Consider the following 22,691-nt stretch of genomic DNA (forward strand, 5'->3'; position numbering starts at 1 on the left):
ATCATTCAATAAATAAGAACGAATTAAAGACGGTGAGTATGATTACTCACCGTCTTTTTTTGTGTTAAAATCGCCCACATTTTCGACTAAAACAAAAGTGATCCCCATGCCTTGGATTCAAGTAAAACTAAATGCAACCTCTGAAAACGCTGAACAGATCGGTGATATGTTAATGGAAGAGACTGGTGCTCTATCTATTACTTTTTTAGACGCTAAAGATACGCCTGTATTTGAACCTCTTCCGGGTGAAACTCGCCTGTGGGGTGAAACGGACATTCTTGCTCTTTATGATGCAGAAGCGGACATGGATTTTGTTATTACTCAATTAAAAGCAAGCCGTCTTCTTGAAGAAGGTTTTGCACATAAAATTGAACAACTTGAAGATAAAGATTGGGAACGTGAGTGGATGGATAACTTCCACCCAATGCAATTTGGTAAACGTCTGTGGATTTGCCCAAGCTGGCGTGAAATTCCAGAGCCAGATGCTGTAAATGTAATGCTAGACCCGGGCCTTGCTTTTGGTACTGGTACACACCCAACAACGTCTCTTTGTCTTGAGTGGCTAGAAGGATTAGATCTTGAAGGCAAAACCGTTGTCGATTTTGGTTGTGGCTCTGGCATTTTAGCGATCGCAGCGATCAAATTAGGTGCAGCTAAAGTTATTGGGATCGACATTGATCCTCAAGCAATCTTAGCATCAAAAGATAACGCAACTCGTAACGGCGTTGCAGATCAAATTGAACTATACCTTCCTCAAGACCAACCAGAAGGTCTCATCGCTGACGTAGTTGTTGCAAACATTCTTGCAGGTCCACTACGCGAGCTTTCAGGCATCATTACCTCTCTAGTTAAGCCACAAGGTCAACTAGCTATGTCAGGCGTATTAGACACGCAGGCAGAAGATGTAGCGTCATACTATGCTGAACAATTCGACTTAGATGCGATTGTTGAGCAACAAGAATGGTGCCGAATCTCAGGTAAAAAGAAATAAGCACTGCGCTTTTTTGATAAAACTTCAATGCCTCAATACTAAATTTGAGGCATGAAACCGCCTAATTGACTGAATTATAGACAATTTACAAAAAGAAAATGTAAATGCTCAAAATTTGCTCTTTTCAGGCGGGGAAAAAATGCGTAAAATGCGCGCCCTTGCTGACACAAACGTGTGTGGATGTTTTGCAGATAGGTCAATATACATTAAAAAATAATCTTATCGTTGCACCAATGGCTGGTGTTACTGATAGGCCCTTTCGTGAGTTGTGTATGCGTTATGGCGCAGGCATGGCTGTGAGCGAAATGATGTCTTCTAATCCGAAACTGTGGAAAACATCTAAGTCCCAAAACCGCATGGTACATGAAGGTGAATCTGGTATTCGCTCGGTACAAATTGCAGGGGCTGATCCAAAGTTAATGGCGGAAGCAGCGCAACACTGTGTTGAAACCGGTGCGCAAATCATCGATATCAACATGGGATGCCCTGCAAAAAAAGTGAATAAGAAGCTAGCAGGCTCAGCACTATTACAGCGCCCAGATCTTATTGAAGAGATCTTACTGGCTGTGGTTAATGCTGTTGATGTTCCTGTCACTCTGAAAACTCGCACAGGCTGGGATCCAGACAATAGAAATTGTGTTCAGGTTGCAAAAATGGCTGAACAATGTGGCATCCAAGCTTTAGCGCTTCATGGGCGTACCAGAGCTTGTATGTACAAAGGTGAAGCTGAGTACGACAACATTAAAGCGGTAAAAGAAGCGATTTCTATTCCGGTTATAGCGAACGGTGATATCGACTCGCCGGAGAAGGCTCGTTTTGTGCTTGATTACACAGGCGCAGACGCTTTGATGATCGGCCGTCCTGCACAAGGTAGGCCATGGATTTTTAAAGAAATCCAACATTACTTAGAAACGGGCGAACTCATGCCACCTCTTCCAATTGAAGAAGTGAAGGCCACTTTACTTGGCCATGTTCATGCGCTTCACCAATTTTATGGTGAGTTTTTAGGTCCTCGCATTGCACGTAAGCATGTGGGTTGGTACTTAAAAGAGCATGAGCAAGCAAATGATTTCCGCCGCAGCTTTAACGCGATTGAGGATGCTTCATTGCAACTCTCTCAACTTGAAAGCTATTTCGACCACGTTGCATCATAATAAAAGAAGAGCTAAACAGAATATGTTCGATCAATCTATGACTTCAGAAGCATTAACAGTTACAACAGTTACAGCACAAGACCAAATTACTCAGAAACCACTACGTGACTCTGTTAAGGCTTCGCTGAAAAACTACTTAGGCCAACTAAACGGTCAAGAAGTTAACGACTTATATGAATTAGTATTAGCTGAAGTAGAGCAACCTCTACTAGACATGATCATGCAGCATACTCGCGGCAACCAAACAAAAGCAGCAAACATGATGGGTATCAACCGTGGTACTCTTCGCAAGAAACTTAAAAAATACGGCATGAACTAATCCACGCCTTATTTGAAAAATTTAAAGCAGTGTTAAGCAATTAACGCTGCTTTTTTTATCTGCCAAATAAATAATACCAATCGTAGTAAATAACTGCTTACTTACTGTGATTGGTATAACAAGTACAAAAAAACCGATACGCATTTTACTGCTGTATCGGTTTTTCTTGTTTACTCTACTATGGCGGCCATGCTCGTTTCTTGCCACCACCAGCGCCTGCGCCCGAGCGAATAAGCTCTACTGCTTTTGCTGTTTTTTCTTCAATACCTTTTAAACGCTCATCAAGTTCACTTAAATCAGCTGCGGCTCCCGCTGTACTCGTACCTTGAGTACCACCACCATCAACCATTTTCGCGATCTTGGCGTTCTGAGCTTCAATACGCTTAATGCGAGCATCAAGCTCCATTACCGCTCTACCTTGCTCACTGATTTTTTTATCGATAACTTTCAGAGCGGAAAGCAATTTCATTACGTATTGTTTTTCCATTAATCGGCTCTCACCTAACTTTCGCTCATATTGGTCTATTGTTGTTATCGACTATTTTATCAACTTCTTTAATAAACACGCACAACTATTTAGTCTTTTTTCTCTTCTAATTCAGCTAACGCAGAAAGAATAGAACAGTGAGAAGCATCTTCATCAACATGACCACAACAAGCATCATTTATACTCTTTAATGCAAGGCGAATGTCTGTTAGTTGAGCGATTTTTTCGTCGATGATATTTAACTTAGATTGAGTAATGGCTTTTACTTCTGCACAACTGTGTTTTGTTGCTTCTAATCTAATCGCTAATAATTCTTGAATTTCATCCAACGCGAGACCAAGTTGCTTCGCCTTTAGAATAAAACGAATTTGAGCCAGATTGTCATCATTATACAAACGGTAACCACTGCTACTTCTTCCTGATGGCACAAGAAGACCGTTTTTTTCGTAAAAACGTAATGTGTCGCTCGTAACATTACATTGTTTAGCTAACTCACCAATTAAATACATTTTTTACTTCTTATTCCTCTTTACTTCACTCTATTTTGATTCTTTTTAAAGAAAAAGGGCATCTTTTTTTGCGAATGCAATCGATTGCGCGAGCTTTTTTGTTTAACTTTAGTTAGAATATTCGCCAATAGGTTGATCTGATGTTTCGCACTTTACTCTTTTTAGGGTGTTTTCCAAAACTGGCCAATTGCTGTTTATTGATTCATATGAAATGAAAAATAACAGAACAAGTTCATTTTTGGCAAAAATCCTAACTTAATTCTAAAGGAAGAAAGTAGCAATGAATAACGCACGTCCGATCCGTCGCGCGCTGATTAGCGTATCTGATAAAACTGGTATTGTAGAATTTGCTCAAGCATTAGCTGAACGTGGTGTAGATATTTTATCTACTGGCGGTACAGCACGTCTGCTTGCTGAAAAAGGCATCTCAGTAACTGAAGTATCTGATTACACTGGCTTCCCTGAAATGATGGATGGCCGCGTTAAAACTCTTCATCCTAAAGTTCATGGTGGTGTACTTGGCCGTCGCGGTCAAGATGATGGCATCATGGAGCAACACGGTATCAATCCTATTGATATGGTTGTTGTAAACCTATACCCATTCGCAGAAACCGTAGCAAAAGAAGGCTGTACCCTTGCTGATGCCGTTGAGAACATCGATATCGGTGGCCCTACCATGGTTCGCTCTGCAGCGAAAAACCACAAAGACGTAACTATCGTTGTAAATGCTCACGATTACGACCGTGTTATCACTGAAATGGACGCGAACGAGAAATCTCTAACACTAGAGACTCGTTTTGACCTAGCTATCGCTGCATTCGAGCACACGGCTTCTTACGACGGCATGATAGCTAACTACTTCGGTACTATGATTCCTTCTTATGGAGAGAACAAAGAAGGTGATGAAGAGAGCAAATTCCCTCGTACGTTCAACCAACAGTTCGAGAAAAAACAAGACATGCGCTACGGTGAGAACAGCCACCAAGCTGCGGCATTCTACGTTGAAGCGAATCCTGAAGAAGCATCAGTATCTACTGCTCGTCAAATCCAAGGTAAAGCACTTTCTTACAACAACATCGCTGACACTGACGCTGCACTTGAGTGTGTGAAAGAGTTCGACGAGCCAGCATGTGTCATCGTTAAGCACGCTAACCCATGTGGTGTAGCTCTGGGCAAAAACATCCTAGAAGCTTACGACCGTGCATTCAAAACAGACCCAACATCTGCATTTGGCGGCATCATCGCATTCAACCGCGAATTAGACGCAGCAACAGCGACCGCTATCACTGATCGTCAATTCGTTGAAGTTATCATTGCACCTTCTGTTTCTGCTGAAGCAGTAGAAATCGTAGCGGCTAAGAAAAACCTTCGCCTTCTTGAGTGTGGCGAGTGGACAACTAAGACAACTGGTTTTGACGTAAAACGCGTTAATGGCGGCTTATTAGTTCAAGACCGTGACCAAGGCATGGTGTCTGAAGATGACCTACAAGTTGTTTCTAAGCGTCAACCTACAGCTGAAGAACTAAAAGACGCGCTATTCTGCTGGAAAGTAGCGAAGTACGTAAAATCTAACGCGATCGTTTACTCGAAAGGCGACATGACTATCGGTGTAGGTGCTGGCCAAATGAGCCGCGTTTACTCTGCGAAGATCGCTGGCATCAAAGCGGCTGATGAAGGTCTACAGGTTGAAGGTTGTGTGATGGCATCAGATGCATTCTTCCCATTCCGTGACGGTATCGATGCGGCAGCAGAAGCTGGCATCAAATGTGTTATCCAACCGGGCGGCTCAATGCGTGACAATGAAGTAATCGAAGCTGCTGATGAACACGGCATGGCGATGATCTTTACTGGCATGCGTCACTTCCGTCACTAGGAAAGACAGTAACGAGAGCGCTTCGCTTCTAGAAACTAGAACGCTGCGCTCCTATAAGAGCAAAAAACGATCCTTGATAGTTTTCACTGCTCTTATAGTTTCTAGTTTCTAGTTTCTAGTTTCTAGTTTCTAGTTTCTAGTTTCTAGTTTCTAGCAAGATAGATTTACATAATTTCTCTCCATCACAATATGGTATTAAGGATTAAAACATGAACGTATTGATCATTGGCGCAGGCGGCAGAGAGCATGCTTTAGGTTGGAAAGCAGCACAAAACCCAAATGTTGAAACAGTATTCATCGCCCCTGGTAATGCAGGTACAGCACTTGAACCAAAGCTAGAAAACGTCGCTATTGATGTTGAAGATGTTGCAGCTCTTGTTGCTTTTGCGAAAGAAAAAGCAATCGAACTGACCATCGTTGGTCCTGAAGCACCATTAGTTATTGGCGTTGTTGATGCATTTCGTGAAGCTGGTCTTCCTATCTTTGGACCAACTAAAGCAGCTGCTCAACTTGAAGGTTCTAAAGCGTTCACCAAAGATTTCCTTGCTCGTCATGATATCCCAACGGGTTCTTATGCAAACTTCACTGAAATTGAACCTGCATTAGCTTACGTTCGTGAACAAGGTGCACCTATCGTTGTTAAAGCTGACGGTCTTGCCGCAGGTAAAGGCGTTATCGTTGCAATGACACTTGAAGAAGCCGAAGATGCTATCAAAGATATGCTGGCAGGCAATGCATTTGGTGAAGCAGGTAGCCGTGTTGTTATCGAAGAATTCCTTGAAGGTGAAGAAGCCAGTTTCATTGTAATGGTGGATGGTGCAAGCGTACTTCCTATGGCAACAAGCCAAGATCACAAACGCGTAGGCGACAAAGACACAGGTCCAAATACTGGTGGTATGGGTGCATACTCTCCAGCTCCTGTTGTAACTCCTGAAATTCATAATCGTATTCTTGAAGAAGTTATCTACCCTACAGTGCGTGGCATGGATGCAGAAGGTGCACCTTATACAGGTTTCCTTTACGCAGGCCTTATGATCGATGCAGAAGGTACACCAAAAGTAATCGAATACAACTGTCGCTTTGGTGATCCAGAAACACAACCTATCATGATGCGTATGGAGTCAGACCTTGTTGAGCTTTGTCTAATGGCTATCGACGAGAAATTGGATGAAGCAGAATCTAAATGGGACCCACGAGCTTCTATCGGTGTTGTTCTTGCTGCTGGTGGGTATCCAGGAGATTACGCAAAAGGTGATGTTATTTCGCTGCCTTCTGAAGAAGTTGAAGGTCAAAAAATCTTCCATGCAGGCACCACAAATAACAATGCTGGTGATGTTGTGACAAACGGTGGTCGCGTACTTTGTGCTACCGCATTAGGTAATACCGTATCAGAAGCTCAAGAGCGAGCTTATCAGCTTGCTAAACAAGTAAGTTGGAATGGAATGTTCCATCGTAATGATATTGGTTACCGTGCTATTGCTCGTGAATTAGAAACCAAATAGCTTTACAGAAAATAAATAATAAAGGCGCTGTAATAGCGCCTTTTTTGTTCGACTTGATTAATCTTAATCTTCAATCAATTCCGGACGCTCTACACATGAATAACTATCATCTGTTAATAGTAATAGTTCAGACATCTTTAACTCATTTTTATCTCTACGAGTTTCTTGGCCTAAAAATGAAATAAAACTATCCAAGCCAGATAATCTTGCCACCACGAAATTAGGTAGTATTTGGTTAAACTCTAATTGATCGTATTGTTTACCATCACAAGAGTAAAAAGTCTCACCATCCCATTCACCTTGGAATAATTTAATATCGTCTTTATTTAGAGCTTCAACCTTAGTGACCAAATATTTAGATTGATCTTGAAATTGTGTTAATTGAGCTGGCATTAATGGCAAAATACGCCCATCTTTATCATAACGTTGATAAACAGCCTCACCATTACCGTTATAGCGAATATGCATAGAATAAGGGATTAACTCACTCTCAGAATCAAGCATTTCTCCTTCACGGACAGCTTCAACAAGAGTTTCTTTTTCCCAACGATAAGTAGTTTTATACCAACCATAATCACCCATAGTGACATAATCAGATGCTACAATAGGTTGCTGTAAACGACGGGTATACCAATAATAACTTGTTGCATCACCTTGGATTTGACCACCGGTTAATGTAACAGATTTGATGCGTTGTTCATCAGATGGATTAGACGAACAGCCAAAAAGAAAAGTAGATAGAAGTAAAGTAGATAGAATGCGCTTCATAAAAATGCCGAGTTAAGGATTAACTCGGCAAAGTATAGCTTAGTTTACTGATTCTTTCAGTGCTTTACCTGCAACAAATGCAGGAACTTTAGCCGCTTTGATTTGAATCTCTTCACCAGTCTTAGGGTTGCGACCAGTGCGCGCAGCGCGGTTGTTAACTTTAAAAGTACCAAAGCCAATAAGTTGAACTTGCTCGCCATCTTTAAGAGCGCCAGTTACGCCTTCTAGAGTCGCTTCAAGAGCTGCTTTTGCTTGTGCTTTTGATAGGTCTGCTTTTTCAGCAATAGCATCAATTAACTGGGTTTTATTCATTAGGGTTTCCCTTCTATTTTTTTGAAATCCTAGTAACTCTAATGCATAAAGACCCCATCTGGCAAAGGTTTGTGCCCTTTCTTGCTGTAGAATGCGCGTTCTTTAGACATAAACTGAGTAACGTCTCACAATTTGTTACTATTTTTCATTAATGAGTCATTGTATTTTGGTTATTCCGTACCCATTTTATAGTGGCTTGCTTATTTTTTTTGAGATTAATAATGTTAATTTTATCCATCTATATAGCCATTTCTATTGGTGTTTCTTTCATTTGTTCGGTATTAGAAGCGATTCTTCTTAGTATCAGCCCAAGCTACCTTGCAAAATTACGACAAGAAAACCACCCCGCTGCACCTCGACTAACAGCATTAAAAGATAATGTTGATCGCCCTTTATCATCAATTTTAACGCTAAACACGATAGCTCACACCGCAGGTGCTGCAGCATCGGGTGCTCAAGCATCAATTGTTTTTGGTAGTGAATGGTTAGGTGTTTTTTCAGCTTTCCTAACTTTTGCCATTCTACTGTTCTCTGAAATTGTTCCAAAAACAATCGGAGCAACTTACTGGCGTCAACTTGCTCCGATGGCAGCGACAATGCTTCATTGGATGGTGCTATTGCTAAGCCCAGTAGTTTGGATGTCAGAACAAATTACAAAACGACTTTCTCGTGGTCATCAAGCACCTAAATTGCGTGATGAAATTACAGCTATGGCAACATTAGCAAAAGAAAATGGTGAGTTTGCGGAAGGTGAATCAAAAATATTAAACAACATTCTTAATATTCAAGATGTACCTGTTACCCAAGTAATGACACCAAGAACGGTATTATTTCGTGTTAACGCTGAGATGACGGTTGAACAGTTCTTAGAAAAGCACTCAGATACACCGTTTTCGCGTCCATTAGTTTACAGTGAAGATAGTGATAACATCATCGGCTTCACTCACCGCTTAGAACTTTTCTCAGCAATGCGTAAAGGGCAAGGTGAACGACCTCTTGGTGCGATGATGCGTCCAATTCAGGTTGTTATCAGTACGTCAACACTACCAAAAGCTTTTGAGCAACTAATGAAGCACAGAGCACAACTGGCATTAGTTATTGACGAATACGGTACCGTTCAAGGCTTATTAACACTAGAAGATATCTTTGAATATATGGTCGGCGAAGAAATTATCGATGAAGCAGACAAAACTACCGATATGCAACAACTTGCTCAACAACGTTGGACAAATTGGAAGAATAAACACGGTGTAATCGATAATACCGATGCTGAAGAAGAAGAAAAAGAATAATAAAAGGTGTTAGCAAGCCCCTTTTGCAAACAAAAAAAACCGATGATTACTCATCGGTTTTTTTATTAAATCAGAAAATCAGTACGTTAACTCTAAGCCAATATTACTGATATTTTCATCTCGTAATTCTTGTCGTAAATCTTTAATTAAATCGATATCACGTTCTTCAGCTTCGCGTAATGGGCGGAAAATGGCCCACTGAACATCCCACTCTTCACAGATCACATCGATCTCTTTTTGATTTTCATCTGTCACTTCTTCACCGGTTTGAGCTTCAACAAGTTGAGCTACCGTCATTACAGAAAGTTGACTGATCTTAAACATCGCCTCTTCTAACTCGTCACGATCTAAAATACCATGTAAGAAAGTAGATAGTGCAACACAAGCATCAATTGCTGGGTAAGTAAGATAAATTGAATCGTCATTAACTTCTGGGATCATCTCTTCCAGTTTTTCTAATTGACGTTCAAAGTTAATCTTGGCATTTTTAACGGTCAATAGCTCCCAAATACTATCAAGAATTACTCGATAGGTTTGTGGTTCAGCAAAACCTGTAGCCTCACAGTAATGTGCGTAGTTTGGATACATACGTTCACACAAAGAAGCCATAAAAGTAATTTGTTGCCATGGTTCAAACTTTTCTAAACGAACTTGGATCGGGTTGCGTAACATAGACGATTCTGCACTATTCAAAAAGGACGCTTTAAGTGTACTTGATAACCGCGAATGACAAAAGGAAGGTTATGAATAAATTACTTATCATTTCAAAAGAAAAAGAGAAATACCTCTCACTTTTAGAGCAAGCGGATCTCCCGGATCTTGAAATTTGTCACGATATTAGAAAAGCAGAGATCCTTCTTGCTGATCCACCACTAGTCATCGATCTCTTAGACCAATTCAAAAATCTAAAATGGTTACAGTCTACTTTTGCGGGTATTGACTCTCTAATCCAACCTAATTTAAGAACCGATTACCATTTAACCAATGTTCGTGGCATTTTCGGTCAACAAATATCAGAGTATGTTTTGGGTTACTCCATTCAATACTTTCGTCATTTCAAACAATATGCTGATCAGCAAAAAAAGAAACAATGGCAGCCCCATACATACTCTTCATTAGTCAATAAGTGCATGGTTATTTTAGGAACAGGCTCAATAGGAAGTGAGTTAGCCGCAACCGTTAAGCAACTTGGCTTTATCGTTTATGGTATTAACCGTTCAGGGATCCCTCCTAAAGATTCTCCCTTTGATTGTATATTCCATATTTCAGAAATTGAAAATGCTTTTCAATATGCAGATGTTATTGTAAGTACATTACCAAAGACGGAATTAACGATGGATTTACTAAATAGTCAAACCTTAAAAAACTGCAATGGTGCATTGCTATTTAATGTCGGACGAGGGGAAGTACTGGAAAATTACGGTTTACTAAACGCACTTGAGTCTGGATCTATTTCTCATGCATTTTTAGACGTATTTGCTCATGAACCACTATCTCAAGAATGTCCTTACTGGAATCACCCAAATATTACGATTACACCACATATTGCGGCACTCAGCTTTCCAGAGCAGGTGTTTGAACAATTCTACGACAACTACTTACGTTGGCGAGATGGGTTCTCTTTAATTAACTCCATAGACTTTACTAAGGGTTATTAAAATAGTTAGCCTGTTATTGCTCGTTTAATTAACAGGCTAAGTGTATTAATCCTTAGGTGCTGCCGCTAATTTAGCTCGAATAAACTCTAAGTGATCAAGATAAATTAACTCTGATACTTGACGAATCACAGCCTCTTCCATTGGCTCTATAACGCCATCAGCGTAGGCCACTTGCCACATTGCTTCTATTAAGTGATAACGCTCTTCGGGCATCAGCGCTCTTAACTTCGTTGTAAACTCATACAAAGATGTAGACGCTTTACTTTTTTGCATCGCTTCTAGTAACAATAATTTTGCTGACTCTTCGTTAAGGCCAAGAAGCTTCATTAGTAACTGTAATTTTGCGGTATCTTCTCTCTCATCACTCTGATGATCCGCGTTTGATACTTCACACAAAAGTGAGGCCATCGCTAAGTGCATCGATGCGGTTTCACTCGCCCCGCTTTCTGTCGCCTCATGAATCACTTTCTTCAATAATGTACGTAATTGTTTAAACATAATCGACTCTTGATTGCTCTTATCTTTAATTATGACAATAAAATTATAGCTCTGTTCCAATAAAAAAGGAGACTTCATTGAGTCTCCTTTTTATCTAGAATCTTAATTTAAGATTTTATTTATGATACGGCTTAGATAAGTCATGAACTGCATCAACAAACACACCCGCATTTTCAGGTGGGACGTCTAGGTGAATACCATGACCTAGATTGAATACATGCCCTGTACCAGTATCACCAAATCCTTCAAGGATGGTTCCTACTTCTTGGCGAATACGCTCAGGTTGTGCATACAGAATTGATGGATCCATGTTTCCTTGCAGAGCAACTTTATCACCAATACGAGCTTTTGCATCGGCAATATTAATAGTCCAATCAAGGCCTACTGCATCACAACCAGTTGCTGCAATCGACTCTAACCACATACCACCATTCTTAGTGAATAAAGTAACTGGTACACGGCGACCTTCGTTTTCACGGATCAAACCATCAACAATTTTATGCATGTAACGTAATGAGAACTCGTTATAGTCACGAGGAGTTAATACACCACCCCATGTGTCAAATACCATTACAGATTGTGCACCCGCTTTAATTTGAGCATTTAAATACTCAATAACACTGTCAGCTAACTTATCTAATAACAAATGAAGTGTTGCTGGTTCTGCATACATCATTTTTTTGATTTTAGTGAATGCTTTTGAACTGCCGCCTTCAACCATGTAAGTTGCTAATGTCCACGGACTACCAGAGAAACCAATTAGTGGAACTTCACCTTTTAGATCTTTACGGATCTGACGAACTGCATTCATCACATACTGCAGTTCACCTTCTGGATCAGGAAGACCGATCTTATCAACATCCGCTTTACAAGTAATTGGACGTTCAAACTTAGGACCTTCACCTGTTTCAAAGTACAGACCAAGACCCATAGCGTCTGGGATAGTTAAAATGTCAGAGAATAAAATAGCAGCATCTAGGGGAAAACGGCGTAAAGGTTGAAGAGTTACTTCTGATGCTAACTCTGCATTTTTACACAAAGACATAAAGTCACCGGCTTCTGCACGCGTAGCTTTGTATTCTGGAAGGTAACGACCCGCTTGGCGCATCATCCAAACTGGTGTGTAATCTACTGGTTGTTTTAATAATGCACGTAAATAACGGTCATTTTTTAGTTCTGTCATGATCTTCCCTCATATTTGATCCCGCTATTGTAGCACTCAATTCACTGAACAAAAGCCTACCTTTGCTATCGAGATCATATTTAACCAATCTTGTGATTAATGATAATTGCGCAATAGATAACCACGTGTTAAAAATTGTCTTGCTAGTGAAAATAACAACATCCAATTAACAATTGTTAAAATTGGAAATCATAACAACACCTTACTTACACCCATTCATCTGTTTGGGTGTTTTTTTCTTGCTGAATATCACTTAACGTTGCTTCAATTAATGCTCTTGCTATAGTCCCTTTTGGCGCTAATTCCGGCAGCGAATTTTTATCATACCAACCCGCCTTAATGAGCTCATTTCTATCTACTTTTATTTCACCAGACTCATAGTCCGCCATATATCCCATCATAAGGCTCGATGGAAAGGCCCAAGGTTGGCTTCCTACATAACGAATATTTTTTATTTTAATACCCGTCTCTTCAAATACTTCACGAGAAACCGCCATCTCCAGTGTTTCACCAACTTCAACAAAACCCGCTAAAACAGTAAACAAACCACCTTTATGCCTTTGGTGTTGAGCAAGTAGAATCTTATCATCACGACGAACAGCAACAATAATAGAAGGGAATATTCTAGGGTAATGGAGTTTGCGACAGTCATTACATTGCATCGCAATTTGATTATGGTTGAGTTGAGTTCGGCCACCACATTGTGGACAAAAACGAAATTCTCTTGCCATGAACCCATACTGAATGGCTTTACTAAACAACAAAAAATCAGATTGTGGGTATTCTAATAACTCTCTAAGACCAGTATAAGCTAGCTCTTGGTTAACTAATTCATCGTTCAACCACATTACTGGTTCACTATTATGATTACCGATACATATTGCTTGCTCAAAAGGTAAGTTAAACTCAATTGCACTACCATTTGGAAGCTTTCCATCCTTCAACCAAATGTTTGAATCATTTACTACGCACCAATACGCTTTTGTATGTTGGTTTAACATCTTTATCACAACCCTCTTGCAGCCATCCATATTTACTGGCAATCTTAAAGAATAGTAATGAGTATATACCCAAACAATTTACACTGAAACCACACTCAGATTTACTTGGGTATAGATATAGAACTTTGGAATATTGCTTGCAACTACAAGGATATCGTTATGCTTACTAGACTAAATCAATTCCAAGAACAATGGGGCGGCAATAGCGACGTTATTGACCATTGGCTATCAACTCGCCAAGATTTATTGGTTGAGTATTGCAAATTGGCCGGACTGCCACCTTTTGACTCATCTGCATCTTCTCTTCCTGATTTCTCTTCAATTCAATCATTTACACAGCATCTAATTGATTATATTTCAGAGGGTCATTTTAAAATTTACAACATGGTAATGGCCAAATGGGATGCGACAGGCTTTTCTCCTACTGAAGAGATGAGTCAACTTTATGCCCATATAACAAAAACAACCGATCCTATTCTTAACTTCACTGATAAATATTCTAAAGATGATGAGGAGTTATTATTGAGTGATTTCGACAATGATTTTTCAACGCTAGGTGAAATTATTGAAGCGAGGTTTGAGTTAGAGGATGGGTTAATCGAGCAAATTTCTAGCAGCTTGGCACACCCTCCAGGAGCTTAATGATTAAATAGAGTGTTTGAACCCAAACACTCTATTTAATTTTATAAAATTTGATTGGTTTCAGAGGCGTATTTTTTAAATATCGGATTATTTCTAGTATCTAAATTTGCAGGTCGCCATAGCCCTTGTTGTACACCTTTCACGATAAGGTGTATGACAGCGGAATCAATCGCTGACATCAAAGCAATATTTACAGGCTCATTATTGGTATACCCTAGTTCAACCTCTAATAACTCTTTGTAATCAACAAAACGAAATGCACCAGCAGAGACTTCATAAGATAAGATCGTTTTACTTGTAGTCACACTTGTCAGTATTTTCCCACTTCTTACATCTACCGCTCGTATGTTCACAGTAACTTGATCTGCTCTATATTGACCCGAACCACCAATTCCTAAATAACGAGCTCCTGCACCACCGGTTTTTATATTTGAATCATAAGCAACAATACCCCCTTCTATCATTACGTTAGCAGACAATAATGAAGGTAATGTTGAGCCATGATTGCTAATCGATTCCTGCTTTTTTTGAGCCGCTCTAATAATTTTTCGTTCAGTCAAAAGATTTTGTAATCCTTGTCGTTCTAAAGGATAAAACCATTCAGAATCTAATAAAGCCATCGTTAAAAGAGCCGTTCCACCTTGAGGTACAGCGGTCGAAAAGTTACTGTTAGGCTGTGGCTTATATTGTCCCGTTTGATCTCTAAAATCATAGACAGAAACAAATATTTTTCCTTGTGGTTTAGGTAGCGATATCAAATCAATATAATTTGCTCCTCGCTGCATTAACGTTGGAGACTCAGAAGTTTCAGGAATATCGATTGAATTTGAACAACCCGCTAACAGTAGTATGAATAAATAATAAATTGAATATTTCATTGCTCAGTCCTTAGCGTTAGATCAATCTGGAGTTAAGCCACTCACCTGAATCTCTGATGTTTCCCCTGTTGCTTTATCAACAATTTGAATCAATAGAGCCCCTGAATCATCAACAATATTAAGTATGAAATCGTCTGTAATTAATTGCCCAGTATTACCATTACCAACATCAGCAAGTAATTGACTGATCAAACGAGATTGCAAACTAGATGTTAAACGATCTAGTGCTGACTCTTGTTCAAATAGTGAATCTTCTTGAGGTCCTTTATAATCATTAATTGCATTTGCGCCACCAAATAGGTGCGATGTATTTAAAGGGTTTCCTCCGAAATTAGGATTCACAGGTGTATATACCAATTCACTTGCATGAACAAAAACAGGTATACAGATAGATAGCATTAGCAATACATTCCTTATTGCCATAATCAATCCTTAGATCTCAGGGTAATCGAGATCAAATGTATCTTTAAATAACTTTTCTGTTTGCCATTTAACTATGTATTTATTTACGGCTTCTAAAGCCTGCTCTGCTTTCTCTTCAGCCTGTCGTTGACCTGGAGAAAGAGCACTTCTATAAATAACCTTATCAAAATGATAAACCCCTATAATGCTTCCAGATAATGCCGTCGGTCTTTCTTTTATTGTTAGGTTTACATCTATATCTTCATATCTAGCGTTCATTTTCATAGAAAAAGAAAAATAAAAATCTCGCCCCAAACGAGTCAATGTACGATCAATAATCAACCCATCAAGTTCAATTAAATCATCCACTTCATTTACGCTGTTATTTTCCAAAGGAGCTTTAGACTCTAACGATGCTTTATTATCTGAAGCAAAAGAAATAAAAGATGTAAAAAAAACGATACTAATATATTTAATATTCATCGATTATTTCCTTCAAAGTCATATCCTTTCGCCCACATCATCGCTTGTAATCTATTTTTTACATTTAATTTTTTAAAGACATTATATAAGTGTGTCTTAACTGTATTTTCACTTACAAACAATGAATTAGCGATATCTACATTTGAAGCGCCGGATGCTAATAATCTTAATATTTCACTTTCTCTTGTCGTTAATGAAATAGATGTTGATAATATCGCACTCTGTTTCTCTCTATATGCAAATATTAATTCATTAATTATTTTACGACTAAGCCACATCTCTCCTTCTATTATTTTCTTTACTCCATAAGATATAACATCCATATTATCTTTCTCATAAAACACCCCTACAACATTCGGATATTTCATTATGTTTTTTTTTATATTCTCATCAGTTATATTAAAAAGTATTTCTCTTACCTTTAATTTATTTCGATTAATTGTATCTATGTAATTTTTATACTTTTTATCTGTTTGTTTTTTTATATCTAAGATAACTAGAATGTCATCATCTACTTTCCCTTTATTTACTAATTCATCACAATTAAGAGAAACAATCGCCTGACCTGAAGATTTCTCTAATAAATCAATAAGTAAAGATGAATACAATGTTGGATCTGACGATAAATAATAGATACTCATCTCACTCCTCCATGATGACTGTTATTTAAAACTAGCTTAAAACCTCTACATATCCACCGAATAACTAAATAATTATTAATAACCTTTAGCTTGTATCATTTGTGAGAATTAAATAAGCATTTAAAAATCAAAACGTATAGTACTTTAGTTTATTTTTTACCAATTAAAATATCATTAATAAGTTTATGGTTGTTCTCTGAGCAAATCCCATACTTTTGATGTGGCAAAAAGCTATCACGAAAGAGGGATACTGATATGAAAATATTATCAGTAAGTTATATCTATTTATTAATGGGGATAAGTGGTTACAGTTATGCGAATTTTGATCTAGGTATTAATGAATTTAATGCTCCAAATGAATTAACGGAATTATCCGAATTAAATACGAGCAATGATAATAATGCAATTATTGAATTAACTAATGCAACAAATTCGCAAGTAACTATTATTCAACATAATGTAAATAAAACAGGAAGTAATAAAGCAAAAGTAAAACAAACTGGCTATGACAATACAGCAGCCGTCATGCAACTAGGTAGCAATAATGTAGGGTTAATTGCTCAAAATGGCACAAATAATTCAGCTACATTGAAACAGCTAGGATTAAACCATGAAGGTGCCATTTTACAAGAAGGTAATGACAACATAGCTCATTTAGTACAAACAGGTAACGGTAAACAAAACGTAGTAAACCAAACAGGTGATTCAAATATTGCAGCTGCAGTGAATAAAAATAATGGTGCAGGTTTTTCCATTAATCAAACTGGCAATCAAGGAATTATCTTAGTAAACGGAATGGATAGATTCATATCCATCGTAAATTAAAAATCATTTCAAGGAAGTTTTATTATGAAAAAGCTAGCAATCGCAATCTCAACTATCTTACTTTCTGGTGCTGCATATGCTGGGAATACAGCAGATGTAGAGCTATTTAATGCAGATGATAATGACGTTAATATTTTCCAAATGTCGCCAGCAGTAGGGAATGATGCAGATGTGTTAATCCGAAACTCTGATGATAACGACGTTGATATCTATCAAATGGGGCGTCATAACGAAGCTGTAGTAAGAGTACGTAACGGAAGTGATGATAATGACCTGATGATTGATCAAGATGGTCGTCACAACCGTGCTGTTCTAAAAGCTCGTTTAGGTAGTGATGATAATGACTTCGCAATTGAACAAGATGGACGCCTTAATTTAGGTAAGGTTATTGCTGACGACAGCGATAACAACAATGGTTTAATTGACCAACGTGGACGCAAAAATGAAGCCTACATTAATTTTGATGGTGCATCAGATAACTCGAACAATAAAATTGTTCAAAGAGGTCGTCGTAATGAAGGTGAAATCAGTGTAATGGGCGGATCGAACAATGGTACATTAAAAATCCGTCAAAAAGGACATGATAATGACTCTAAAATTCATGTTTATGGTGGTTCAGGTAATGAAGCATTAACTAAAATCAACGGTGATGATAATACAACTTACACTGCATTTTATGCTGGAGCATCAGATAACGACACGACAATCTTGATGAAAAATGATTCATTAGACAATACCGTTTACGCTGTCGTTGTTGGTGGTAGCTTCAACGAAGCGGATGTAACAATTGATTCAAGTAACGATAACTTTGTTTCTGTGGCCCAATGGGGTGACTCATCAATGGCTGAGGTTACATTGGAAAATGGTTCGAATGATAACTGGATAATGGTTAACCAAACTAATAATGATATGGCTACAGTAACCGCAGATAACAGTAGTTACAATGCTGTTGTAATTACTCAACTATAAATTTATCACTTAAATAAAAAAAGCCCTGCATCTCTGCAGGGCTTTTATTTGCGTTTATTAAATCAATTACTCTTCAGAAGAGAAACCTGCATTTAATAGTGCCGCTAAGTTATCAGTCGCTTGCTCAGCTGATGGACCTTCTTGCTCCACAGCTTTTTGCTTTTGACGTTCTTGGTGGTATGCGAAACCTGTACCCGCTGGAATTAGACGACCAACGATTACGTTTTCTTTCAGACCACGTAGTTCATCACGCTTACCAGAAACAGCTGCTTCAGTAAGTACACGCGTCGTTTCTTGGAACGATGCAGCAGAGATGAACGACTCAGTAGCAAGAGACGCTTTAGTAATACCTAGTAGATCACGCTCGAAACGTGCAGGTTGCTTGCCTTCAGCTTCAAGCTGACGGTTTGCAATCGTTACGTTAGCGAATTCTAGTTGCTCACCTTCAAGGAAAGTAGAATCACCAGAATGTGTAATCGTACACTTACGTAGCATTTGACGAACGATAGTTTCAATGTGCTTATCGTTAATCTTAACGCCTTGTAAGCGGTAAACTTCTTGAACTTCGTTAGTGATGTATTCAGTCACTGCATGGATACCACGTAAACGTAGAATATCATGTGGAGTTTCTGGACCATCAGAGATAACGTCACCACGTTCAACTTTATCACCTTCAAAGATGTTAAGTTGACGGTGTTTATGAATCATTTCTTCATAAACTTCGCCGTTATCGTCACGAGTGATCAATAAGCGAACCTTACCTTTAGTCTCTTTACCAAACGCAACAATACCTGCGTGCTCAGCAAGAATTGCTGGCTCTTTAGGTTTACGAGCTTCAAATAAGTCCGCAACGCGTGGTAGACCACCGGTGATATCTTTAGTACCGCTTGAAGCTTGAGGAATACGCGCTAACGTTTCACCAATACCTACGTTACCACCATCAGCAAGGTTAACAATCGCCTTACCTGGTAGGAAGTATTGAGCTGGCATTTCAGTACCAGGGATCATGATGTCGTTACCGTTCGCATCAACAAGTTTCACTGTTGGACGCATGTCTTTACCAGCAGAAGCACGCTCAGCCGCATCAAGAACAACGATTGAAGATAGACCAGTTAACTCATCAGTTTGAGTTGTGATCGTAACACCATCAATCATGTCAACGAATTGAACTTGACCTTGTACTTCAGTGATGATTGGCATTGTATGCGGGTCCCAAGCTGCGATCTTATCGCCTTGGTTAACTGCATCACCATCTTTCTTATTCAAGATAGTACCGTAAGATAGCTTGTAACTCTCTTTAGTACGGCCATGCTCATCAATAACTGTTAATTCAGAAGCACGAGACGTAATAACTAAGTTACCTTCGCTATTTGTTACGTGCTTAGCATTATGAAGCTTGATCGAACCAGTCGTCTTAACTTGAATGTTGTTGTCTGCTGCCGCTGTAGATGCCGCACCACCGATGTGGAACGTACGCATCGTTAGCTGTGTACCAGGTTCACCGATTGATTGAGCAGCGATAACACCAACTGACTCACCTTGGTTAACCATGTGGCCACGAGCAAGGTCACGACCGTAACAGTTTGCACAACAACCAAAGTCAGCTTCACAACTTACTACTGAACGTACTTTAATTTGGTCAACTGAGTTTTCTTCAACGATTTGACACTGCTTCTCATCAAGAAGAGTGTTACGTGGAAGAAGAATTTCATCTGTACCTGGTTTCAATACATCTTCAGCAACCACACGACCTAGAACACGTTCGTGTAGAGGTTCTTTAACGTCACCACCTTCAATTAGAGGAGTCATGGTCACACCTTCGTATGTACCACAGTCATCTAAATGAACAACTACATCTTGTGCAACGTCTACTAAACGACGAGTCAGGTAACCTGAGTTCGCAGTTTTAAGTGCTGTATCGGCAAGACCTTTACGCGCACCGTGCGTTGAGATGAAGTATTGGTTTACGTTTAGACCTTCACGGAAGTTCGCCGTGATCGGTGTTTCGATGATTGAACCATCTGGTTTAGCCATCAGACCACGCATACCCGCTAGCTGACGAATCTGAGCTGCAGAACCACGAGCACCGGAGTCGGCCATCATGTAAACGCTGTTAAACGATTCTTGTTGCTCTTCTTCACCATCGCGGTTAAGCACTGTTTCTGAAGACAGGTTATCCATCATCTCTTTAGCAACTTGTTCGTTTGTTGCTGCCCAGATATCGATAACTTTGTTGTAACGTTCGCCCGCAGTTACAAGACCAGATTGGTACTGCTCTTGAATTTGCTTAACTTCTTCTTCTGCATCAGCAACTTTCGTGTACTTAGCATCAGGGATAACCATGTCATCGATACCAACAGACGCACCAGACAATGCTGCGTATGCGAAACCGGTGTACATGATTTGGTCAGCAAACACTACAGTGTCTTTAAGACCAAGAGTACGGTACGCTTCGTTTAGTAGGTTAGAGATTTGCTTCTTACCTAACTTCTGGTTAATGATGCTGTAAGGAAGACCTTCTGGCACGATTTGCCATAGCATTGCACGACCAACAGTCGTATCAACCAGTTTAGTTTCACGAGTCTCAATACCGTTCTCATCACGAATAACTTCAGTGATACGAACTTTAACGCGAGCGTGTAGCTCAGCAACACCTGTACGGTATGCTTTTTCAGCTTCAGCAAAACCTTCAAGGTACATGCCTTCGCCTTTAGCGTTAATTTTTTCACGTGTCATGTAGTACAGACCTAATACAACGTCCTGAGAAGGTACGATGATTGGGTCACCTGATGCTGGCGACAGAATGTTGTTTGTCGACATCATTAGGGTACGTGCTTCTAATTGAGCTTCCAGAGTTAGTGGTACGTGTACCGCCATCTGGTCACCATCGAAGTCGGCGTTATATGCCGCACACACTAGTGGGTGAAGCTGAATTGCTTTACCTTCGATTAGTACTGGTTCAAACGCTTGGATACCTAGACGGTGAAGTGTCGGCGCACGGTTAAGCAGTACTGGGTGTTCACGAATTACGTCATCTAGGATATCCCAAACGATCGCTTCTTCACGCTCTACCATCTTCTTAGCAGCTTTGATTGTCGTAGCAAGACCACGGCCTTCTAATTTGCTGTAGATAAATGGTTTAAATAGTTCAAGTGCCATCTTCTTAGGAAGACCACACTGGTGTAGACGAAGGTATGGACCTACTGTAATTACAGAACGACCAGAGTAGTCTACACGTTTACCAAGCAAGTTCTGACGGAAACGACCTTGTTTACCCTTGATCATATCAGCAAGAGATTTAAGAGGACGCTTGTTAGAACCTGTAATCGCACGACCACGACGACCGTTATCAAGCAGCGCATCAACAGACTCTTGAAGCATACGTTTTTCGTTACGTACGATAATATCTGGTGCAGCTAAGTCTAATAGACGCTTCAAACGGTTGTTACGGTTAATCACACGACGGTATAAGTCATTTAGATCAGACGTAGCAAAACGACCGCCATCTAGTGGTACTAGAGGACGAAGATCTGGCGGAAGAACTGGTAGAACAGTTAGAATCATCCACTCTGGGTTGTTACCAGATTGAACGAAAGCTTCTACTAGTTTCAGACGCTTAGTTACTTTTTTACGTTTTGTTTCAGAATTAGTAGTTTCTAACTCTTCACGCATGTCTTCGATTTCTGCTTGCATGTCCATAGACGCTAGCAGATCTTTGATCGCTTCCGCACCCATCTTAGCTGTGAATTCGTCACCGAACTCTTCTAGCTTATCAAGATATTCTTCTTCAGAAAGAAGTTGGCTGCGTTCTAGATCAGTCATACCTGGCTCAGTAACCACATATGATTCAAAGTAAAGTACACGCTCGATATCACGTAGTGGAATGTCCATTAACAAACCAATACGAGACGGCAGTGACTTCAGGAACCAGATGTGCGCAACTGGAGACGCTAATTCGATGTGGCCCATACGGTCACGACGAACTTTAGTTTGCGTTACTTCTACGCCACATTTTTCACAGATAACACCACGGTGCTTAAGGCGTTTGTATTTACCACATAAGCATTCGTAGTCTTTAACTGGGCCAAAGATACGTGCACAGAAAAGACCGTCACGTTCTGGCTTAAAGGTACGATAGTTGATTGTTTCTGGCTTTTTAACTTCACCAAAAGACCATGAACGAATTTGGTCAGGTGAAGCAAGACCGATTTTGATTGCATCAAATTCTTCAGTCTTGTGTTGTGCTTTCAGAAACTTTAATAAGTCTTTCACATTCGGCTCCTGTAAGGAGAAAAAAGGCGCTC

At 39.6% G+C, this 22,691-nt stretch carries 23 protein-coding genes; 10 read left to right on the top strand and 13 right to left on the bottom strand.

Going from position 1 to position 22,691, the window contains the following annotated elements; genetic code table 11:
* Positions 1-106: 106 nt before the first annotated feature.
* The 3 genes from prmA to fis all read left to right on the top strand — a co-directional run bounded on the left by prmA (position 107) and on the right by fis (position 2,464).
* Positions 107-991 carry a 50S ribosomal protein L11 methyltransferase gene (gene prmA / locus AVFI_RS12520; RefSeq protein WP_005421283.1) on the top strand — a complete coding sequence of 295 codons (885 nt, stop codon included), beginning with the start codon at positions 107-109 and terminating at the stop codon, positions 989-991.
* Positions 992-1,176: 185 nt separating this feature from the next.
* The gene (dusB, locus tag AVFI_RS12525) at positions 1,177-2,145 is read left to right on the top strand and encodes a tRNA dihydrouridine synthase DusB (protein WP_005421284.1); all 969 of its coding nucleotides are present in this window, start codon (positions 1,177-1,179) and stop codon (positions 2,143-2,145) included.
* A gap of 22 nt (positions 2,146-2,167) precedes the next feature.
* Complete coding sequence (gene fis, locus AVFI_RS12530) at positions 2,168-2,464, top strand: DNA-binding transcriptional regulator Fis (RefSeq protein WP_005421285.1); 297 nt, start codon at positions 2,168-2,170, stop codon at positions 2,462-2,464.
* Positions 2,465-2,642: 178 nt separating this feature from the next.
* Here the strand turns inward: fis and AVFI_RS12535 are convergent, their stop codons facing one another.
* Together AVFI_RS12535 and zntR are read right to left on the bottom strand one after the other, a co-directional pair.
* The gene (locus AVFI_RS12535) at positions 2,643-2,951 is read right to left on the bottom strand and encodes a hypothetical protein (protein ID WP_005421286.1); all 309 of its coding nucleotides are present in this window, start codon (positions 2,949-2,951) and stop codon (positions 2,643-2,645) included.
* A gap of 89 nt (positions 2,952-3,040) precedes the next feature.
* Complete coding sequence (gene zntR, locus AVFI_RS12540; protein ID WP_005421287.1) at positions 3,041-3,460, bottom strand: Zn(2+)-responsive transcriptional regulator; 420 nt, start codon at positions 3,458-3,460, stop codon at positions 3,041-3,043.
* A 280-nt stretch (positions 3,461-3,740) separates the two neighbouring features.
* On the opposite strand from zntR, the gene purH reads away from it, so the two are divergent.
* On the top strand, positions 3,741-5,333 hold the full coding sequence (gene purH / locus AVFI_RS12545) for a bifunctional phosphoribosylaminoimidazolecarboxamide formyltransferase/IMP cyclohydrolase (RefSeq protein ID WP_188863679.1): 1,593 nt from the start codon (positions 3,741-3,743) through the stop codon (positions 5,331-5,333).
* 209 nt (positions 5,334-5,542) lie between these two features.
* Complete coding sequence (gene purD / locus AVFI_RS12550) at positions 5,543-6,835, top strand: phosphoribosylamine--glycine ligase (protein WP_069593934.1); 1,293 nt, start codon at positions 5,543-5,545, stop codon at positions 6,833-6,835.
* Between the two features lie 63 nt (positions 6,836-6,898).
* Here purD and AVFI_RS12555 read toward each other — a convergent pair whose 3' ends face one another.
* Together AVFI_RS12555 and AVFI_RS12560 are read right to left on the bottom strand one after the other, a co-directional pair.
* A complete protein-coding gene (locus tag AVFI_RS12555; protein WP_012534047.1) occupies positions 6,899-7,603 on the bottom strand; it encodes a DUF1481 domain-containing protein in 705 nt (234 codons plus the stop codon).
* Between the two features lie 39 nt (positions 7,604-7,642).
* Positions 7,643-7,915: an HU family DNA-binding protein gene (locus tag AVFI_RS12560; RefSeq protein ID WP_005421291.1), complete on the bottom strand. Its 273-nt coding sequence runs from the start codon at positions 7,913-7,915 to the stop codon at positions 7,643-7,645.
* A 221-nt stretch (positions 7,916-8,136) separates the two neighbouring features.
* On the opposite strand from AVFI_RS12560, the gene AVFI_RS12565 reads away from it, so the two are divergent.
* Entirely contained in the window at positions 8,137-9,207 is a 1,071-nt protein-coding gene (locus AVFI_RS12565; RefSeq protein ID WP_005421293.1) for a CNNM domain-containing protein, read from the top strand.
* 78 nt (positions 9,208-9,285) lie between these two features.
* Here the strand turns inward: AVFI_RS12565 and AVFI_RS12570 are convergent, their stop codons facing one another.
* Positions 9,286-9,879 (bottom strand): YjaG family protein, encoded by a 594-nt coding sequence (locus AVFI_RS12570; protein ID WP_005421295.1) that lies wholly within the window; start codon positions 9,877-9,879, stop codon positions 9,286-9,288.
* Positions 9,880-9,950: 71 nt separating this feature from the next.
* Here AVFI_RS12570 and AVFI_RS12575 point away from each other — a divergent pair, with 71 nt between their 5' ends.
* Positions 9,951-10,865 carry a D-2-hydroxyacid dehydrogenase gene (locus AVFI_RS12575; protein ID WP_017019294.1) on the top strand — a complete coding sequence of 305 codons (915 nt, stop codon included), beginning with the start codon at positions 9,951-9,953 and terminating at the stop codon, positions 10,863-10,865.
* Positions 10,866-10,910: 45 nt separating this feature from the next.
* Here AVFI_RS12575 and AVFI_RS12580 read toward each other — a convergent pair whose 3' ends face one another.
* The 3 genes from AVFI_RS12580 to nudC form a co-directional block, all read right to left on the bottom strand.
* Positions 10,911-11,441 (bottom strand): tellurite resistance TerB family protein, encoded by a 531-nt coding sequence (locus tag AVFI_RS12580; protein ID WP_017019295.1) that lies wholly within the window; start codon positions 11,439-11,441, stop codon positions 10,911-10,913.
* A 37-nt stretch (positions 11,442-11,478) separates the two neighbouring features.
* Positions 11,479-12,546, bottom strand: coding sequence for a uroporphyrinogen decarboxylase (hemE, locus tag AVFI_RS12585; protein WP_017019296.1), 1,068 nt, complete (start codon positions 12,544-12,546; stop codon positions 11,479-11,481).
* 206 nt (positions 12,547-12,752) lie between these two features.
* Positions 12,753-13,547, bottom strand: a complete 795-nt coding sequence (nudC, locus tag AVFI_RS12590) for an NAD(+) diphosphatase (RefSeq protein WP_012534137.1) — start codon at positions 13,545-13,547, stop codon at positions 12,753-12,755.
* A 159-nt stretch (positions 13,548-13,706) separates the two neighbouring features.
* Between nudC and AVFI_RS12595 the strand changes: the two genes are divergently transcribed.
* On the top strand, positions 13,707-14,189 hold the full coding sequence (locus AVFI_RS12595; RefSeq protein WP_017019297.1) for an Rsd/AlgQ family anti-sigma factor: 483 nt from the start codon (positions 13,707-13,709) through the stop codon (positions 14,187-14,189).
* Positions 14,190-14,230: 41 nt separating this feature from the next.
* Here AVFI_RS12595 and AVFI_RS12600 read toward each other — a convergent pair whose 3' ends face one another.
* The 4 genes from AVFI_RS12600 to AVFI_RS12615 are packed head-to-tail and all read right to left on the bottom strand — an operon-like array spanning position 14,231 to position 16,593.
* Positions 14,231-15,067 (bottom strand): CsgG/HfaB family protein, encoded by an 837-nt coding sequence (locus AVFI_RS12600; protein WP_005421307.1) that lies wholly within the window; start codon positions 15,065-15,067, stop codon positions 14,231-14,233.
* Between the two features lie 21 nt (positions 15,068-15,088).
* On the bottom strand, positions 15,089-15,490 hold the full coding sequence (locus AVFI_RS12605) for a curli assembly protein CsgF (protein WP_011262786.1): 402 nt from the start codon (positions 15,488-15,490) through the stop codon (positions 15,089-15,091).
* A 9-nt stretch (positions 15,491-15,499) separates the two neighbouring features.
* Complete coding sequence (locus tag AVFI_RS12610; RefSeq protein WP_054775776.1) at positions 15,500-15,952, bottom strand: curli production assembly/transport protein CsgE; 453 nt, start codon at positions 15,950-15,952, stop codon at positions 15,500-15,502.
* The gene (locus AVFI_RS12615; protein WP_012533964.1) at positions 15,949-16,593 is read right to left on the bottom strand and encodes a LuxR C-terminal-related transcriptional regulator; all 645 of its coding nucleotides are present in this window, start codon (positions 16,591-16,593) and stop codon (positions 15,949-15,951) included. Before AVFI_RS12615 ends, AVFI_RS12610 begins: the two co-directional genes overlap by 4 nt.
* Positions 16,594-16,848: 255 nt before the next feature.
* Here AVFI_RS12615 and AVFI_RS12620 point away from each other — a divergent pair, with 255 nt between their 5' ends.
* Positions 16,849-17,418, top strand: a complete 570-nt coding sequence (locus AVFI_RS12620; RefSeq protein WP_005421315.1) for a minor curlin subunit CsgB — start codon at positions 16,849-16,851, stop codon at positions 17,416-17,418.
* Positions 17,419-17,442: 24 nt separating this feature from the next.
* Entirely contained in the window at positions 17,443-18,387 is a 945-nt protein-coding gene (locus AVFI_RS12625) for a hypothetical protein (RefSeq protein WP_012533121.1), read from the top strand.
* A gap of 66 nt (positions 18,388-18,453) precedes the next feature.
* On the opposite strand, the gene rpoC is transcribed toward AVFI_RS12625, so the two are convergent.
* A complete protein-coding gene (gene rpoC, locus AVFI_RS12630; protein ID WP_188863680.1) occupies positions 18,454-22,659 on the bottom strand; it encodes a DNA-directed RNA polymerase subunit beta' in 4,206 nt (1,401 codons plus the stop codon).
* Positions 22,660-22,691 lie beyond the last annotated feature (32 nt).

It is taken from the genome of Aliivibrio fischeri ATCC 7744 = JCM 18803 = DSM 507 (assembly GCF_023983475.1).
GTDB lineage: Bacteria > Pseudomonadota > Gammaproteobacteria > Enterobacterales > Vibrionaceae > Aliivibrio > Aliivibrio fischeri.